Origin of the sequence: Streptococcus sp. HMSC077F03, assembly GCF_001812375.1 — a bacterium.
GTDB classification, from domain to species: domain Bacteria; phylum Bacillota; class Bacilli; order Lactobacillales; family Streptococcaceae; genus Streptococcus; species Streptococcus oralis_S.
In genome coordinates this window covers 1-16218 of sequence record NZ_KV808772.1, presented here as the reverse complement: position 1 = coordinate 16218, position 16218 = coordinate 1, and the positions used below count along the sequence as shown (strand labels likewise).

The window sequence follows — 16218 nt, the reverse complement described above, 5'->3', positions numbered from 1 at the left end:
AAGGAAATGTCTGAAAAATTAGTAGAAATTAAAGATTTAGAAATTTCCTTCGGTGAAGGAAGTAAGAAGTTTGTCGCGGTTAAAAACGCCAACTTCTTTATCAACAAGGGAGAAACCTTCTCTCTTGTAGGTGAGTCTGGTAGTGGGAAAACAACTATTGGTCGTGCTATTATTGGTCTAAATAATACTAGTAAAGGTGAGATCATCTTTGATGGTCATAAAATTAATGGGAAAAAATCTCATAAGGAGTCATCGGATTTGATCCGTCGTATCCAGATGATTTTCCAGGACCCTGCAGCGAGCTTGAATGAGCGTGCGACAGTTGACTATATCATCTCTGAAGGTCTTTACAACTATCACTTGTTTAAAGATGAAGAAGATCGTAAAGAAAAAGTTCAAAAGATGATCCATGAAGTTGGACTTTTGAAAGAACACTTGACCCGTTATCCACACGAGTTTTCTGGTGGTCAACGCCAGCGTATCGGGATTGCCCGTGCCCTTGTGATGGAACCTGATTTCGTTATTGCGGATGAGCCAATTTCAGCCTTGGACGTATCAGTGCGTGCGCAAGTCTTGAACTTGCTCAAGAAGTTCCAAAAAGAGTTGGGCTTGACCTATCTCTTTATCGCGCATGACTTGTCAGTTGTTCGCTTTATCTCAGATCGTATCGCGGTTATCTATAAGGGAGTTATCGTCGAAGTGGCGGAGACAGAGGAGTTGTTTAACAATCCTGTCCACCCATACACTCAAGCACTTCTATCTGCTGTACCGATTCCAGATCCAATCTTGGAACGCAAGAAGGTCTTGAAAGTTTACGATCCTGGCCAACATGACTATGAGACAGATAAGCCATCTATGGTAGAAATTCGTCCAGGTCACTATGTTTGGGCTAACCAAGCAGAACTTGCTCGATACAAAGAAGCTCTTAAAAAATAAACAGACTAGGAGAGGACCGAAAGGTCTTCTCATTTTTTTAATAGAAAAATTCCCCTTCTACTAACTTGTAAAAGGGGAATTGTATTCTCATTAACGTTTAGACCAAGTGCGTTTCATAAAGAGTAGCAGAATTGGGTAGATCTCTAAGCGACCTGCAATCATTGCAAAGGAGAGGAGGATTTTAGAGATGGGACTAAAGATGGCAAAACTCAAGGTTGTACCTAGAATAGGTCCGATATTGTTAAAACAGCTGAAGACCGCACTGGTCACGACTAGAAAATCATTGCTATCAAGACTGACGATAAAGATGAGAGAGAGAATAATCATCATATAGATAGCAAAATATTTAAGAATCTTGTGCTGGGTATCCTTATCAATCACAGTTTTATTGACGTGTAGAGTCAAAACACGGTGAGGGGATAAAGTGGACAAAATTTGATTTTTAGCAATTTTTGTGAGGATCAGTCCACGGATAATTTTGAGACCACCTGCTGTTGACCCAGCTGAGCCACCGATTCCCATGAGGAAGAGGAGGATAAACTGGGAGAAGAGGGGCCAGTTGGTAATATCTCCGTAACCAAATCCCGTTGTCGTAATGATATTGGATACTTGGAAGAGAGCCATCTCAAAACTCTTAGAGACACCTTGGTAAAGGTGGAGGGTGTTGAGGGTGATCAAAGCGGTAGACACCAGAACAATAATGACATAAGCCCGCAGTTCCTCATCTCCAAAGAAGGCCTTGACCCGACGGAGCATGAGAAAGTAATAGAGGTTAAAATTGACACCGAAAACCAGAACGCCAAAACTGACAAGATAGGTAATCAGGGAACTGCCGTAGTGGGCGATTCCATCATTGTAGACGGTGAATCCCCCCGTTCCTGCTGTTCCCATAGCGATAACAAAGCTATCAAACAAGGGCATACCTGCTAGATAGTAGATGACAACAAAGAGGGAGAAGAGCCCTAGGTAAAGGAGATAGAGGATCTGGGCAGTATTTTTCAGTTTGGATACAACCTTACCAAAGACAGGACCAGGGACCTCTGCTTTCATCACCTCTAAGTGACTATTCTTAGCATTGTCCATAATAGCAAGTGCGAAAACAAGCACTCCCATTCCTCCGATCAAGTGGGTGAAACTTCGCCAGAAGAGGAGGGAACGACTGAGAACGGAAACATCTGTTAGGATAGTAGCACCAGTCGTTGTAAAACCAGAGCTGATCTCGAAAAATGCATCGATGATGCTGGGGATTTGTCCTGAAAAGACAAAAGGTAAGCCACCAAAGAAAGACCAGAGAATCCAACAGAGGGCAACAATTAAGACTCCTTCCTTGGCATAAATCCGTTGATTTTTCGGTTTCCGTAAAACGCCTAGACCACCGAGAAGGATTAAAATTCCAATCGTAGTAAAAAGAGCTGTAAATACTTGGCTGGACTCTCGGTAATAGGTCGCTATACTAACAGGAACTAGGAGGAGAACAGCCTCGATCAAGAGAAGTTTGGAGAGGAGGTAACGAATCATACTTTTATTCATTTCTTACCTCTCGATCAAATCATAGATTTTGGTGATGTTTGGTAGCAGGGTGGTTACCAGCAATTGGTCTCCGACCTCCAGCGTATCCTCTCCGGTCGGGAAGATTGTTTTTCCTTTTCGAATAATGGCTGCGATGAGAATACCCTTCTTCAGTTTCAGATGAGAAAGAGGCTTGGCAGTCGTTTTATTAGCTTCCTTGATATGGAATTGTAGGGTTTCAATCTGGCCGTTTGCAAGATGGTGCATGGCTTGAAGGTCTGAGTATTGGGCATTAACCCGTCCTCGGATAAAGTGCATAATGGTATCCACTGCGATGATTTTTGGCGTGATGATACTTGAAAAATCAGGCGCATGGATAATTTCTAGGAGACTGGTCCGGTTGACCTTGGTGATGTTTTTCTGGACGCCAACACGGTCAAGGAACATGGAGGTGATGATGTTTTCTTCGTCCACCCCAGTTAAGGTTGCGACCGCATCGTAGTGAGGAGCACTTTCTTCTAGTAAGATATCTTTGGCTGTCCCATCTCCCTGAACGATATAGAGATTTGGGAATTTTTCACTAAAGAAACGGGCTCTTTCAGGATTGATTTCGATAACCTTGGTGTCAATTCGGCTGTCTTTCAAGATACCGACGAGATAGTAGGCAATTTTTCCTGCTCCGATAATCAGAAAGCTCTTAACAGTCCGAGCTTTAAAATGATTGTGCAGGCGCATCATATCGACCCGATTTCCTGTAACAAAGATGCGATCCTTATCTTGAAGGGTCATCTCACCATCTGGAATGATCAACTCATGGTTGCGCTCCAAAGCACACACAATCACATCAAATTTTTTCCGAAATTCTGAAATAGGCATCTGGCAAAGACCGCTAGCATCTTTGACAACAAACTCCATCAAGCTAACTCGACCTCCAGCGAAACGTTCGACCGAAAGGGCATTAGGGAAATCAATGATATTTGAGATCGCACGCGCTGCTAGGAGTTCTGGGTTAACGATAAGTGAGAATCCAAGAATATTTTTCTCTTTAAAATAGGCATTAGAGTATTCAGGATTTCGCACCCGAACGATGGTTTCTTTAGCGCCCATTTTTTTAGCAAGTACCGCTGAAATCATATTCACTTCATCGTGTTCGGTTAGGGCGATAAAGATATCGCACTCTTGAACACTGGCTTGCTCCAAGATGGCAAAGTCAGCACCATTTCCAAGGAGACCTATGATATCATAGCGACTGACAATGTGATTGAGGACAGCCTCATCTTGTTCGATGAGGACAACGTCATGGTTTTCTGCAACCAGTGAACGACAGAGGGCGAAACCAACTTTCCCTCCACCAACAAGGACAATTTTCATATAAAAAACCTACTTTTTCATGATGTAACTATCATACCCTTTTTTAGCAAAAAATGCACTTGCTAAGGCGATTTTTAGGGCAAGAAAGGCCTTTTTCAAGTTTTTGAAGATACATTTGTTTAACTTCTATAACGATGGCTCCGATTTGAAGTGATTTGGCTCTTTTACCATACCTTTTCAGAAAGGGAATGACCAAACATGAAAATATCATCAAAAAAAAGTAAAAAAATCAAGTCGTTTCTATTGACAATGATTCTGAAAGTGTTATACTAAGGAAGTAGTTTCGCTGATTTACTTCAAACCTGTTGTGAGGTAAGTTAACGACGCCTTAACCACGCTGTTTGCTGAGCTTGACTCCGGGCAGTGTGGCTATTTTTTTGCAATGATAAAAGGAAGCCAGTCATGACAAATCACATTGTATTATTTGAACCTCAGATTCCACAAAATACAGGTAACATTGCGCGTACTTGCGCTGCGACCAATTCTCCCCTCCACATCATCAAACCGATGGGATTTCCGATTGATGACCGCAAGATGAAGCGGGCTGGTTTGGACTACTGGGATAAGTTAGAGATTTATTTTTATGACAGCTTGGAAGATTTTATGTCTCAGATGAAGGGGAAACTCTATCTGATTTCAAAATTTGCGGAAAAGGTCTATTCTGAAGCAGATTTATCGACTGACGAGGACCATTATTTTCTCTTTGGACGTGAAGACAAGGGCTTGCCTGAGGATTTCATGCGTGAACATCCTGAGAAGGCTCTCCGTATTCCTATGAATGATGAACATGTCCGCAGTCTCAATGTTTCCAATACCGTCTGCATGATTGTCTATGAAGCACTTCGTCAGCAAAATTTTGCAGATCTTGAGCTTGTTCACACCTATGAAGCAGATAAATTGAAATAATCAAAATGCTTGCACTTGCAAGCGTTTTTTGTTATGATTAAAGGGTCTTCAGGGCAGGGTGAGATTCCCGACCGGCGGTAAATTTGACTAGCTATTTTAGCTTTCTCGTCGTTGTCTTGTCTCGATATACTTTAAGTATTATCTTCGACTGCGACGCCTAGGTAAATCTAAAATATCTTAACCAAATAAGTCCGCGAGCGCAAGCTGATGTGGTGCGATTCCACAACCGACAGTATAGTCTGGATGGGAGAAGACGAAAGAATGGCTTTGTCTGTTCTGATGAGTTTATAGATGAATTGCAACCGCTTGCTCAAAAGAGTGAGAGGGAACTTTTGGGATATAAAAAGTGAGAATAGATAGAGGGATCCTTTCCAACTTCTTCTGATTTTATAGAAAATTGGAGGAACCTGTTATGACAAACACACGTCGACTTTCGACCATTGCGATTTTATCAGCCATTTCATTTGTGTTGATGTACTTTGACTTTCCGCTCTTGCCAGCGGCGACCTTCCTCAAGATCGAGTTTAGTATCTTGCCAGTCCTTGTGGGCTTGGTGGTGATGGATTTGCCTGCTGCTCTAGGGATTCTCTTGCTGCGATCACTCTTGAAGTTACTTCTCAATAGTCAGGGAGTGAATACTTACATTGGGTTGCCAATGAATATTGTAGCCTTGGGAGTTTTTGTCATCGTATTTGCTATGATTTGGAAAAAGGAACGCAGCACCCTTCGTTTCCTACTAGGCTCTCTCGCTGGAACTATTGGTTTGACTGTGGCAATGTTGGTTCTCAACTATGTCTATGCAGTTCCTTTATACGCGCAGTTTGCCAACTTTGATATTAGAGAAATTATAGGACTTTCTAACTACTTGATGACTATGGTTTTACCTTTTAACCTGATTGAAGGTATCATCTTTGCCGTTTCATTCTGGTTGTTATACCTCCTCTTGAAACCAACCTTAAAACATTATGAGAGATAAACAAACATTTTTAATGAAGGGCAGTTTTGCCCTTTTACTTTTCGTCCTTCTTGGCTATATGGTTAAGTTCTATCCTGAAACGCTGGTCGGTTTTGATCAACCGCTTCAGACAGCTCTTCGTGGAGATTTACCAGATTATTTGACAGTTCTGTTCCGTGCCCTTACGCATTTGATTGATATCCCAGTGATTATCACCTGGGTTGTCATTACAGCCTTTATCTTTTATCGTAAGCAGTGGAAGATAGAAAGCTACTTCATGGCGGGCAATCTAGCCTTAGCTGGTCTTTTAATCGTGACCTTTAAAAATATTTACCAGCGCCCACGACCAGCTATCTTACATTTAGTTGAGGAGAAGGGATTTTCCTTCCCAAGTGGCCATTCTCTGGCAGTGACGCTGATGGTAGGGACTTTGATTGTCATTCTCAGTCAACGGATTAAAGATCCAGTCTGGAGAAAAATTGTGCAAATCATCCTTGGCTTCTACCTCGTCAGTGTGTTGCTATCTCGGGTCTATCTGGGAGTTCACTACCCATCAGATGTTCTTGCCAGTTTCTGTGTGGGTTTGGGAGTCTTGTTTATCGAATTTCCTTTCTATGACAAGCTTCGCTTCCAATGGCGATTTAAAGGCAAGCAGAAGTGAGATAGGTCTTGCAAGAATGGTAAAAATCTGATAAACTAAGTAGTAATTGAATAGAAATCCGCAAGACTAGTAGCCCAAGGGAAGTATATCAGGGAGGAGAGCCGTGACTGCAAGCTCTCTATATGAAAGCTGGGTGAATTCACTTGCGCATGGATTTAGAAATGAAGGTCTGACTTGTCAGATGAAAACGGATGGTACCGCGTGTCAACGCTCCGAGTGGAGTTTTTGGCATGTGGTTTTCTTTTTATCTACGAGAGACTGATGGAGGAATTATGTCAACTATTGAAGAACAATTAAAAGCGCTTCGCGAAGAAACGCTGGCTAGCTTGAAGCAGATTACTGCTGAAAATGAAAAAGAGATGCAAGACTTGCGTGTCTCTGTCCTTGGTAAAAAAGGTTCCCTTACGGAAATCCTCAAAGGGATGAAGGATGTCTCTGCTGAGATGCGTCCAATCATCGGGAAACACGTTAATGAAGCGCGTGATGTTTTGACAGCGGCTTTTGAAGAAACAGCTAAGCTCTTGGAAGAAAAGAAAGTAGAAGCTCAACTAGCAAGTGAGAGCATCGATGTAACACTTCCAGGTCGCCCAGTTGCGACTGGTCACCGTCACGTTTTGACACAAACCAGTGAAGAAATCGAAGATATTTTCATTGGGATGGGTTACCAAGTCGTGGATGGTTTTGAAGTAGAGCAAGACTACTACAACTTCGAGCGTATGAACCTTCCAAAAGATCACCCAGCTCGCGATATGCAGGATACTTTCTACATCACAGAAGAAATCTTACTCCGTACTCACACGTCACCAGTTCAGGCGCGTGCTATGGATGCTCATGATTTTTCAAAAGGTCCTTTGAAGATGATCTCACCAGGACGTGTGTTCCGTCGTGATACGGACGATGCAACCCATAGTCACCAGTTCCACCAAATCGAAGGCTTGGTTGTTGGGAAAAACATCTCTATGGCAGACCTTCAAGGAACGCTTCAGTTGATCGTCCAAAAGATGTTCGGTGAAGAACGTCAGATCCGTTTGCGTCCATCTTATTTCCCATTCACAGAGCCATCTGTTGAGGTGGATGTTTCCTGCTTCAAGTGTGGTGGAGAAGGCTGTAACGTATGTAAGAAAACAGGTTGGATTGAGATTATGGGGGCCGGTATGGTTCACCCACGTGTCCTTGAAATGAGTGGAATCGATGCGACTGTATACTCTGGCTTTGCCTTTGGTCTTGGACAAGAGCGTGTCGCTATGCTCCGCTACGGAATCAATGATATCCGTGGGTTCTACCAAGGCGATGTCCGCTTCTCAGAACAGTTTAAATAATGATTAGAAAAGTAGAAAAGGCAGATATTGGGGCGTTGTCCAAAATTGCCAAACAAACCTTTCGTGAAACATTTGCTCATGATAATACGGAAGAGCAGTTACAGGAATACTTTGAAAAGACTTATAGTCTCAGAGTTTTGTCAACTGAGTTGGAAAATCCAGATTCCGAAACCTATTTCATTATGCATGAAGAGGAGATAGCTGGTTTTCTCAAAGTCAACTGGGGAAGTGCTCAGACTGAGAGAAAATTAGAGGATGCTTTTGAAATTCAACGCCTCTATGTGCTACAAAAATTCCAAGGATTTGGACTAGGTAAGCAACTGTTTGAATTCGCTCTTGAACTTGCTACCAAAAATAGTTTTTCCTGGGCTTGGTTAGGTGTTTGGGAGCATAATACAAAAGCTCAAGCGTTTTATAACCGATATGGTTTTGAGAAATTTAGCCAACATAGTTTTATGGTTGGTCAAAAAGTAGATACAGATTGGTTACTGAAAAAGAAATTAAGGTAAGAAGAGGATTCTTCTATTGAAATGATAGGAAAGGAAAAGAACCAGAGTGGCAACTGTCATTCTGGAGAACTAAATTATGCTTGTATCTTATAAATGGTTAAAAGAATTGGTGGACATTGATGTGCCATCACAAGAGTTGGCTGAGAAAATGTCAACTACAGGGATTGAGGTCGAAGGTGTCGAATCACCGGCTGCCGGTCTCTCAAAAATTGTCGTCGGTGAGGTCTTGTCTTGCGAAGATGTGCCAGAAACTCACTTGCATGTCTGTCAGGTTAACGTTGGCGAAGAAGAAGCGCGTCAAATCGTTTGTGGTGCCCCAAATGTGCGTGCTGGTATCAAGGTCATGGTGGCACTTCCGGGAGCTCGTATCGCTGACAACTACAAAATCAAAAAAGGGAAAATCCGTGGCTTAGAGTCACTTGGAATGATCTGTTCCCTTGGTGAATTAGGTATTTCTGACTCGGTTGTACCGAAGGAATTCGCAGATGGTATTCAAATCTTGCCTCAAGATGCTGTTCCTGGGGATGAAGTTTTCTCTTACCTAGACTTGGATGATGAAATCATTGAACTTTCTATCACGCCAAATCGTGCAGATGCTCTATCTATGCGTGGGGTAGCTCATGAAGTGGCAGCCATCTATGACAAGGCAGTTAACTTCAAAGAATTTACCTTAACAGAAACAAATGAATCTGCAGCAGATGCACTTTCTGTAAGTATCGATACCGACAAGGCGCCTTACTATGCAGCCCGTATCTTGGACAATGTGACCATCGCACCAAGTCCACAATGGTTGCAAAACCTTCTTATGAACGAAGGGATTCGTCCGATCAATAACGTAGTTGACGTAACCAACTACATCCTGCTTTACTTTGGTCAACCGATGCATGCCTTTGACTTGGATACCTTTGAAGGAAGCGAGATTCGTGTGCGTGAAGCGCGTGCTGGTGAAAAATTGGTGACCTTGGATGGTGAAGAGCGTGACTTGGAAACAAATGACTTAGTCATCACTGTCGCAGACAAGCCAGTAGCCCTTGCAGGTGTTATGGGTGGTCAAGCAACAGAAATCTCTGAAAAATCTAGTCGTGTGGTCCTTGAAGCGGCTGTTTTCAATGGTAAATCCATCCGCAAGACTAGCGGACGCCTTAACCTTCGTTCTGAATCATCTTCTCGCTTTGAAAAAGGCATCAATGTGGCAACTGTTAACGAAGCACTTGATGCTGCAGCGAGCATGATTGCTGATCTTGCAGGTGCGACGGTACGTAAGGGCATCGTTTCAGCAGGAGAGCTTGATACTTCTGATGTGGAAGTTTCTTCAACCCTTGCAGACGTTAACCGCGTCCTTGGTACGGAGCTTTCCTATGCTGATGTGGAAGACGTCTTCCGTCGTCTTGGCTTTGGCCTTTCTGGCAATGCAGAAAGCTTTACAGTCAGCGTACCTCGTCGTCGTTGGGATATCACTATCGAAGCGGACCTCTTTGAAGAAATCGCCCGTATCTATGGTTATGATCGCTTGCCAACTAGTCTTCCAAAAGATGACGGTACAGCTGGTGAATTGACTGCGACACAAAAACTGCGCCGTCAAGTCCGTACCATCGCTGAAGGAGCAGGTTTGACAGAGATCATCACCTACGCTCTGACAACGCCTGAAAAAGCAGTTGAGTTTACAGCTCAACCAAGTAACCTTACAGAACTTATGTGGCCAATGACAGTGGATCGTTCCGTTCTCCGTCAAAATATGGTCTCAGGTATTTTGGATACGGTGGCCTACAACGTGGCTCGTAAGAACAAAAACTTGGCTCTTTACGAGATTGGAAAAGTCTTTGAACAAACAGGCAATCCAAAAGAAGAACTTCCAAACGAAATCAACAGTTTTGCCTTTGCCTTGACCGGCTTGGTTGCAGAAAAAGATTTCCAAACGGCAGCAGTTCCAGTTGATTTCTTCTATGCTAAGGGAATCCTTGAAGCGCTCTTTACTCGCTTGGGACTAGAAGTGACTTATACAGCAACAGCTGAGATTGCAAGTCTCCATCCAGGACGTACAGCCGTGATTTCACTCGGCGACCAAGTTCTTGGTTTCCTTGGCCAAGTGCATCCAGTCACTGGCAAGGCCTACGATATTCCAGAAACGTATGTAGCTGAGCTCAATCTTTCAGCCATCGAAGCTGCCCTTCAACCAGCTGCTCCATTTGTAGAAATCACTAAATTCCCAGCAGTCAGTCGTGACGTGGCTCTACTCCTCAAGGCAGAAGTCACTCATCAAGAAGTTGTAGACGCTATCCAAGCTGCAGGCGTGAAACGTTTGACAGATATCAAACTCTTTGACGTCTTCTCAGGCGAAAAACTGGGACTTGGTATGAAGTCAATGGCCTATAGCTTGACCTTCCAAAATCCAGAAGATAGCTTGACAGACGAAGAAGTCGCACGCTATATGGAAAAAATCCAAGCATCACTGGAAGAAAAAGTGAATGCAGAAGTACGTTAACTCATCAATCCATCCTTAGGGGTGGATTTTTAGTTTCAAAAGGACAGTTCAGAAGAGAAAAGCGATAGTTGAGGAGGAATCCATCTCAGAAAGTCTTTAATGAGTTATACTAGAGATATCACTGAAGCACTTAAAATTTATTAGAGATAGGATACTTTTGCTACTTATAATCTGATAAAATGGACATAAATCGTTGTAAAGGCTATCAAAAAGGAGTATAATAAGTGCAACATATCTCGGAGGTGGAAAATGTTAGAAGTAAGAAATCTAGAGAAAAGTTTCGGTCCCAAGCAAGTCTTGTTTGGTGTCGATTTTCAGGCAAGTCCAGGAAGGATTCTGGGCTTGGTCGGGAAGAATGGTGCTGGGAAAACAACGATTTTCCACAGTATGTTGAAATTTTTAGAGTATCAAGGAGAGATCAGTCTGGATGGGCAGGAGATTCGTCAGGAAACCTACGCTCGGATTGGCTATTTGCCTGAGGAACGCAGTCTCATGCCCAAGCTGACAGTCCTTGAACAAGTTCGCTACTTGGCGACTCTAAAAGGAATGGATGCTAAGGAAGTCAAGGAAAAACTCCCTCAATGGATGGAAAAATTGGAAGTGAAGGGCAAATTGACCGACAAAATCAAGAGCCTCTCCAAAGGGAATCAGCAGAAAATTCAGCTCATTATCACCCTGATCCATGAGCCAGACTTGATCATCCTGGATGAGCCTTTTAGTGGTTTGGATCCAGTTAATACCGAGTTACTCAAACAAGTCATCTTGAAAGAGAAAGAGCGCGGTGCAATCATTATCTTTTCTGACCATGTTATGACCAACGTTGAGGAACTTTGCGATGATATTCTGATGATTCGTGATGGGCGTGTGGTCTTGCATGGACCAGTTCAGGATGTTCGCAATCAATACGGGAAAACACGTCTCTTTGTTTCAAGTGAACGAAGCAAGGAAGAATTGGAAAAACTTCCTCATGTCAAACAGGTGAGCTTGACCAAGCAAGGCAGTTGGAAATTGATCCTCGATGATGAGAGCGCTGGAAGGGAACTCTTCCCAATCCTCACTCAAGGTCAATACATCGCGACCTTTGACCAACAGGCTCCAACAATCGATGAAATCTTTAAACTAGAATCAGGGGTGGAAGTATGAGAAATATGTGGGTTGTAATGAAGGAAACCTATCTTCGACATGTCAAGTCGTGGAGTTTCTTCTTTATGGTGATTTCGCCGTTCTTTTTTATCGCTCTAACTGGAGGAATTAGCTATCTCCAAGGGTCTTCTATGGCCAAGAATAGCAAGATAGCAGTAGTAACAACGGTGCCATCTGTAGAAGAAGGGCTCAAGGGTACCAATGGTATCAACTTTGATTACAAGGATGAAGCCAGTGCCCAGGCTGCTATCAAGGATGAGAAAATCAAGGGTTATCTAACCATTGACCAAGAGGACAGCGTCCTCAAGGCCGTTTATCACGGTGAAACTTCTCTTGAAACAGGCATCAAACTAGCAGTAACCAATAAGCTAAACGAACTGCAATATCAACTCAATCGTTCGGCAGCCAATTTGTCTCAAGAACAGGAACAACGCTTGAGTCAAACCGTTGATTTTACTGAGAAGATTGATGAATCTAAGGAAAACAAAAAAATTGTTCAAACCATTGCGGCCGCAGGGCTTGGTTTCTTCCTTTATATGATTTTGATTACCTATGCTAGTGTCACTGCTCAGGAAGTGGCTAGCGAGAAAGGAACCAAAATCATGGAGGTGGTCTTCTCTAGTATCCGAGCTAGTCATTATTTCTACGCTCGCATGCTGGCTTTGCTTCTTGTGATTTTGACTCATATTGGCATTTACGTCGTGGGTGGGCTGGTTGCCATTCTGCTCTTTAAAGACCTACCAATCTTGGCGCAATCTGGGATTTTAAATCATCTAGGAGAGGCCTTCTCGCTCAATACCCTATTGTTTGTCTTGGTTAGTCTCTTTATGTACGTTGTTTTAGCAGCCTTCCTAGGATCTATGGTTTCTCGCCCTGAGGATTCAGGAAAGGCCTTGTCGCCATTGATGATCTTGATTATAGCAGGATTTGTCGGAGTGACTGCTCTAGGCGCTGCTGGGGACAATTTAGTTCTGAAAATTGGTTCCTATATTCCTTTCATCTCGACCTTCTTTATGCCATTTAGAGCTATAAATGGGTATGCGAGTGATTTAGAAGCCTGGATTTCACTTGCCATAACGGTTGTTTTTGCGGTCACTGCAACAGCCTTTATCGGACGCATGTATGCTAGTCTAGTCCTTCAAACAGATGATTTGGGAATCTGGAAAACCTTTAAACGTGCCTTAGCTTATAAATAGGAGAGCCTCGCAAAAGCGAGGTTTTTCTAGATGTTAAACACTGAAATCGGCAAAAATATTTTTCATATCTATTGACTTTTAGTAGTAAAATTTGGTATGATAGTAGACGGTATTGTTTACCCCATTTGTAAGGCCCCGGAACCTTTCAAATACCTAGCGGACCGGAACATCCGCCCTGTAAACAAAAACGATATTCATATAGGAGAAATCATGAACAAAACTACATTCATGGCTAAACCAGGCCAAGTAGAACGCAAATGGTACGTTGTTGACGCAACTGATGTACCTCTTGGACGCCTTTCAGCTGTTGTTGCTAGCGTACTTCGCGGAAAAAACAAACCAACATTCACACCACACACTGATACAGGTGACTTCGTAATCGTTATCAATGCTGAAAAAGTTAAATTGACTGGTAAAAAAGCAACTGATAAGATCTACTACACTCACTCAAACCACCCAGGTGGATTGAAACAAATCTCTGCTGGTGAACTTCGTTCTAAAAATGCAGTACGTTTGATCGAAAAATCAGTTAAAGGTATGCTTCCACACAATACTCTTGGTCGCGCTCAAGGTATGAAATTGAAAGTATTCGTTGGAGCTGAGCACACTCACGCTGCACAACAACCAGAAGTTCTTGATATTTCAGGACTTATCTAAGGAAAGGAACAATAAAGTATGTCACAAGCACAATATGCAGGTACTGGACGTCGTAAAAACGCTGTTGCACGCGTTCGCCTTGTTCCAGGAACTGGTAAAATCACTGTTAACAAAAAAGATGTTGAAGAGTACATCCCACACGCTGACCTTCGTCTTGTTATCAACCAACCATTCGCAGTTACTTCAACTGTAGGTTCATACGACGTTTTCGTTAACGTTGTAGGTGGTGGATACGCTGGTCAATCAGGAGCTATCCGTCATGGTATCGCTCGTGCCCTTCTTCAAGTAGACCCAGACTTCCGCGATTCATTGAAACGCGCAGGACTTCTTACACGTGACTCACGTAAAGTTGAGCGTAAGAAGCCAGGTCTTAAGAAAGCTCGTAAAGCATCACAATTTAGTAAACGTTAATTCGAGAGAATTACTATACTTACAAAGAGCACCTTCCGAGGTGTTCTTTTTTTATACTTTCTTACTAAATTGGTGCAATTGACACAGTTGTTGCGACTTTAGTCGCTTACAAATGTGGCTGCAATCTGACAAAGTCAGTTGCCTCAAAACGTTAATCAATACGATACTATCAACGTTCACAAGCACTTCATGATTCACACTATGAGGTGTTTTTGATGATTTTTAGCACAATTCACACTATTGTTTCTTTGCATCCAACTCAAATTCTTCTGGTCAAATTATTAACAAATCTTCAAGAAGAGTAATTGGTGAAATAGGCTGTTTGAGGCTTTTATGCTATACTAGTTTTAATGACAATCTTCTATTTCTAATGCAACAAAAGATCCGTAATTTGTTTTTAATTAAGGAGTTTTGGATTGTGAGAGGGAGATGATATATCTGAAGGAGCATCAATATGAAAAAACGTGCCTTGATTTTACTGGTTTTGTCCCTTGTAGTATTTGGAGGAGGCGCATGGATGGCACAGGAAACAAATCTATTTGGAGGAGTATTTCTTAGTCCGCGAGCCAAGCAGTTGGCATATCTGAAGGAGCATGAAGAGGATATGGCTGATTTTGTGAAAGCTTTAAGCCCTAAAGTGGAAAGTGTTCAATTTAATTGGGATAGTATGGAGGTTGGCCAAGTAGGGAATGGAACTCCTCAAGGTGGTGGCTATATGTTGACACTTAGAGGAAAGGTAAATAATAATGATAAAACGAAATTTATGGTTGGATTTTCTTTAGACAATGATGCTAATGGCATACCAAAGGAATTTGGAATTTATGAAATGCAACCTATAAGAATTTATAGGGATGGGGGATGGTATTATTATGACTAACAGTAACTTAAAAACCTTTGATAATTTTTACTCAAATATATAGGAGAAAAAGAATGAAAAAACGTACCTTGGTTTGGCTAGTTTTAGCTCTTGTAATATTCGGAGGCGGAGCATGGGTGGCACAGAAAACAAATCTATTTGGAGAAGTATTTCTTAGTCCGAGAGCAAAGCAGTTGGCATATCTGAAGGAGCATGAAGAAGAAATTGTAAAATTTGTAAAGTCTAAAAATTTAAAGATTGAATCTGTTCAGATGGATTGGAATAGTTTAACTGTTGAACAGATAGGGAATGGAACTCCACAAGGTGGAGGTTATAATCTATCAGTGAAGGGTTCTTTTAATCATATAAAGGATTCTGACTTTACAATAGATTTTCGATTAAAAAATAAAAATGATGTGCCTTCAATAGATAGGATTGGTATGTATAGTCAGCCTAGAGTGTTAAAAAATGGAGGTTGGGACAAGTATGACGAATAGTAATTTAAAAACCTTTGATAATTTTTACTCAAATTTAACACCATTCATTCCCAATTGACTTACAATACTTATTAAAAGTATTTTTTTTTTACATTCATGATATAATAAACTTAGATTCCGCTATATAGGAGGAAAGAGATGAAAAAACGTACTTTGGTTTGGCTAGTTATAGCCCTTGTAGTATTTGGAGGAGGCGCATGGATGGCACAGGAAACAAATCTATTTGGAGGAATAACTCTGAGCCCACGGGCTAAGCAGTTGGCTTATCTGAAGGAGCATGAAGAAGATATGGCTGATTTTGTCAAGTCTTTAAGTCCTAAAGTTGAAAGTGTTCAGTTTGATTGGGATAGTATGAAGGTTGGTTAAGTAGGAAATGGAACTCCACAAGGTGGAGGCTATATGTTGACACTTAGAGGAAAGGTGAATAATAATGACAAAACAGAATTTATGGTTGGTTTTTCCTTAAATAATGATAGGAATAGTACACCAAGGGAATTTGGGATTTATGAAATGCAACCTATAAGAATTTATAGGGACGGGGTTTGGTATTATTATGACTAACAGTAATTTAAAAAACTTTGATAATTTTTATGCGGATTTAGCACAATCTGCCTATGCAAACCGTCCTAGTAATTTTTCACCATATAATAATTCTAAAGATATTAGACAATTTGATTTCTCTAGGGATAATAAATTTTATAATAAAGATAAAAAAGAATGGGAAATCACCCCTGGAGGTAAACATCTTCCTCATAATGGTAGAGTCTACTTGCAGCCGGATCCTGAGTTGCGAGATACTTATAAAGTCAC

Annotated in this window: 15 protein-coding genes, 2 pseudogenes and 1 riboswitch; of the genes and pseudogenes, 15 read left to right on the top strand and 2 right to left on the bottom strand. The window is 41.8% G+C overall.

The genetic code is table 11. From position 1 onward, the window contains the following. Nucleotides 1-6: 6 nt before the first annotated feature. Nucleotides 7-936 (top strand): ATP-binding cassette domain-containing protein, encoded by a 930-nt coding sequence (locus HMPREF2853_RS03640; RefSeq protein ID WP_070534884.1) that lies wholly within the window; start codon nt 7-9, stop codon nt 934-936. Between the two features lie 90 nt (nt 937-1026). Here HMPREF2853_RS03640 and HMPREF2853_RS03635 read toward each other — a convergent pair whose 3' ends face one another. Both HMPREF2853_RS03635 and trkA read right to left on the bottom strand, forming a co-directional pair. Then, a complete protein-coding gene (locus tag HMPREF2853_RS03635) occupies nt 1027-2466 on the bottom strand; it encodes a TrkH family potassium uptake protein (RefSeq protein ID WP_070534882.1) in 1440 nt (479 codons plus the stop codon). Nucleotides 2467-2469: 3 nt separating this feature from the next. Next, the gene (trkA, locus tag HMPREF2853_RS03630) at nt 2470-3816 is read right to left on the bottom strand and encodes a Trk system potassium transporter TrkA (protein WP_070534880.1); all 1347 of its coding nucleotides are present in this window, start codon (nt 3814-3816) and stop codon (nt 2470-2472) included. Between the two features lie 402 nt (nt 3817-4218). Between trkA and HMPREF2853_RS03625 the strand changes: the two genes are divergently transcribed. The 14 genes and pseudogenes from HMPREF2853_RS03625 to HMPREF2853_RS03560 form a co-directional block, all read left to right on the top strand. Next, on the top strand, nt 4219-4722 hold the full coding sequence (locus tag HMPREF2853_RS03625; protein WP_000181367.1) for a tRNA (cytidine(34)-2'-O)-methyltransferase: 504 nt from the start codon (nt 4219-4221) through the stop codon (nt 4720-4722). 40 nt (nt 4723-4762) lie between these two features. After that, nucleotides 4763-4981, top strand: a riboswitch (FMN riboswitch). 153 nt (nt 4982-5134) lie between these two features. Beyond that, nucleotides 5135-5698 carry an ECF transporter S component gene (locus tag HMPREF2853_RS03620; RefSeq protein WP_070534878.1) on the top strand — a complete coding sequence of 188 codons (564 nt, stop codon included), beginning with the start codon at nt 5135-5137 and terminating at the stop codon, nt 5696-5698. Beyond that, nucleotides 5688-6338, top strand: a complete 651-nt coding sequence (locus HMPREF2853_RS03615; protein ID WP_070534876.1) for a phosphatase PAP2 family protein — start codon at nt 5688-5690, stop codon at nt 6336-6338. Before HMPREF2853_RS03620 ends, HMPREF2853_RS03615 begins: the two co-directional genes overlap by 11 nt. A gap of 272 nt (nt 6339-6610) precedes the next feature. Next, nucleotides 6611-7657 (top strand): phenylalanine--tRNA ligase subunit alpha, encoded by a 1047-nt coding sequence (pheS, locus tag HMPREF2853_RS03610; protein WP_008289063.1) that lies wholly within the window; start codon nt 6611-6613, stop codon nt 7655-7657. After that, complete coding sequence (locus HMPREF2853_RS03605; RefSeq protein WP_000619930.1) at nt 7657-8166, top strand: GNAT family N-acetyltransferase; 510 nt, start codon at nt 7657-7659, stop codon at nt 8164-8166. The genes pheS and HMPREF2853_RS03605 overlap by 1 nt, the downstream gene beginning before the upstream one ends. A gap of 76 nt (nt 8167-8242) precedes the next feature. Next, complete coding sequence (pheT, locus tag HMPREF2853_RS03600) at nt 8243-10648, top strand: phenylalanine--tRNA ligase subunit beta (protein WP_070534875.1); 2406 nt, start codon at nt 8243-8245, stop codon at nt 10646-10648. Nucleotides 10649-10897: 249 nt separating this feature from the next. Then, nucleotides 10898-11791 (top strand): ABC transporter ATP-binding protein, encoded by an 894-nt coding sequence (locus HMPREF2853_RS03595; protein ID WP_049478363.1) that lies wholly within the window; start codon nt 10898-10900, stop codon nt 11789-11791. Next, the gene (locus HMPREF2853_RS03590) at nt 11788-12987 is read left to right on the top strand and encodes an ABC transporter permease (protein ID WP_049501588.1); all 1200 of its coding nucleotides are present in this window, start codon (nt 11788-11790) and stop codon (nt 12985-12987) included. Before HMPREF2853_RS03595 ends, HMPREF2853_RS03590 begins: the two co-directional genes overlap by 4 nt. A gap of 210 nt (nt 12988-13197) precedes the next feature. After that, a complete protein-coding gene (gene rplM / locus HMPREF2853_RS03585; protein WP_001044624.1) occupies nt 13198-13644 on the top strand; it encodes a 50S ribosomal protein L13 in 447 nt (148 codons plus the stop codon). An 18-nt stretch (nt 13645-13662) separates the two neighbouring features. Beyond that, nucleotides 13663-14055, top strand: coding sequence for a 30S ribosomal protein S9 (rpsI, locus tag HMPREF2853_RS03580; RefSeq protein WP_000075973.1), 393 nt, complete (start codon nt 13663-13665; stop codon nt 14053-14055). Nucleotides 14056-14509: 454 nt separating this feature from the next. Continuing rightward, the gene (locus tag HMPREF2853_RS03575; protein ID WP_070534873.1) at nt 14510-14932 is read left to right on the top strand and encodes a hypothetical protein; all 423 of its coding nucleotides are present in this window, start codon (nt 14510-14512) and stop codon (nt 14930-14932) included. A 53-nt stretch (nt 14933-14985) separates the two neighbouring features. Next, entirely contained in the window at nt 14986-15408 is a 423-nt protein-coding gene (locus tag HMPREF2853_RS03570) for a hypothetical protein (protein ID WP_065371408.1), read from the top strand. A gap of 138 nt (nt 15409-15546) precedes the next feature. Then, nucleotides 15547-15969: pseudogene (locus HMPREF2853_RS03565) on the top strand (hypothetical protein). Next, a pseudogene (locus HMPREF2853_RS03560) lies at nt 15962-16218 on the top strand (DUF2974 domain-containing protein); the annotation flags it as partial. The pseudogenes HMPREF2853_RS03565 and HMPREF2853_RS03560, both read left to right, overlap by 8 nt.

What these genes read in the sequence shown, in the direction of transcription:
- HMPREF2853_RS03640 (WP_070534884.1), top strand. Translation starts at nt 7, where the DNA reads ATGTCTGAAAAATTAGTAGAAATTAAAGATTTAGAAATTTCCTTCGGT.
- HMPREF2853_RS03635 (WP_070534882.1), bottom strand. Translation starts at nt 2,466, where the DNA reads ATGAATAAAAGTATGATTCGTTACCTCCTCTCCAAACTTCTCTTGATC.
- trkA (WP_070534880.1), bottom strand. Translation starts at nt 3,816, where the DNA reads ATGAAAATTGTCCTTGTTGGTGGAGGGAAAGTTGGTTTCGCCCTCTGT.
- HMPREF2853_RS03625 (WP_000181367.1), top strand. Translation starts at nt 4,219, where the DNA reads ATGACAAATCACATTGTATTATTTGAACCTCAGATTCCACAAAATACA.
- HMPREF2853_RS03620 (WP_070534878.1), top strand. Translation starts at nt 5,135, where the DNA reads ATGACAAACACACGTCGACTTTCGACCATTGCGATTTTATCAGCCATT.
- HMPREF2853_RS03615 (WP_070534876.1), top strand. Translation starts at nt 5,688, where the DNA reads ATGAGAGATAAACAAACATTTTTAATGAAGGGCAGTTTTGCCCTTTTA.
- pheS (WP_008289063.1), top strand. Translation starts at nt 6,611, where the DNA reads ATGTCAACTATTGAAGAACAATTAAAAGCGCTTCGCGAAGAAACGCTG.
- HMPREF2853_RS03605 (WP_000619930.1), top strand. Translation starts at nt 7,657, where the DNA reads ATGATTAGAAAAGTAGAAAAGGCAGATATTGGGGCGTTGTCCAAAATT.
- pheT (WP_070534875.1), top strand. Translation starts at nt 8,243, where the DNA reads ATGCTTGTATCTTATAAATGGTTAAAAGAATTGGTGGACATTGATGTG.
- HMPREF2853_RS03595 (WP_049478363.1), top strand. Translation starts at nt 10,898, where the DNA reads ATGTTAGAAGTAAGAAATCTAGAGAAAAGTTTCGGTCCCAAGCAAGTC.
- HMPREF2853_RS03590 (WP_049501588.1), top strand. Translation starts at nt 11,788, where the DNA reads ATGAGAAATATGTGGGTTGTAATGAAGGAAACCTATCTTCGACATGTC.
- rplM (WP_001044624.1), top strand. Translation starts at nt 13,198, where the DNA reads ATGAACAAAACTACATTCATGGCTAAACCAGGCCAAGTAGAACGCAAA.
- rpsI (WP_000075973.1), top strand. Translation starts at nt 13,663, where the DNA reads ATGTCACAAGCACAATATGCAGGTACTGGACGTCGTAAAAACGCTGTT.
- HMPREF2853_RS03575 (WP_070534873.1), top strand. Translation starts at nt 14,510, where the DNA reads ATGAAAAAACGTGCCTTGATTTTACTGGTTTTGTCCCTTGTAGTATTT.
- HMPREF2853_RS03570 (WP_065371408.1), top strand. Translation starts at nt 14,986, where the DNA reads ATGAAAAAACGTACCTTGGTTTGGCTAGTTTTAGCTCTTGTAATATTC.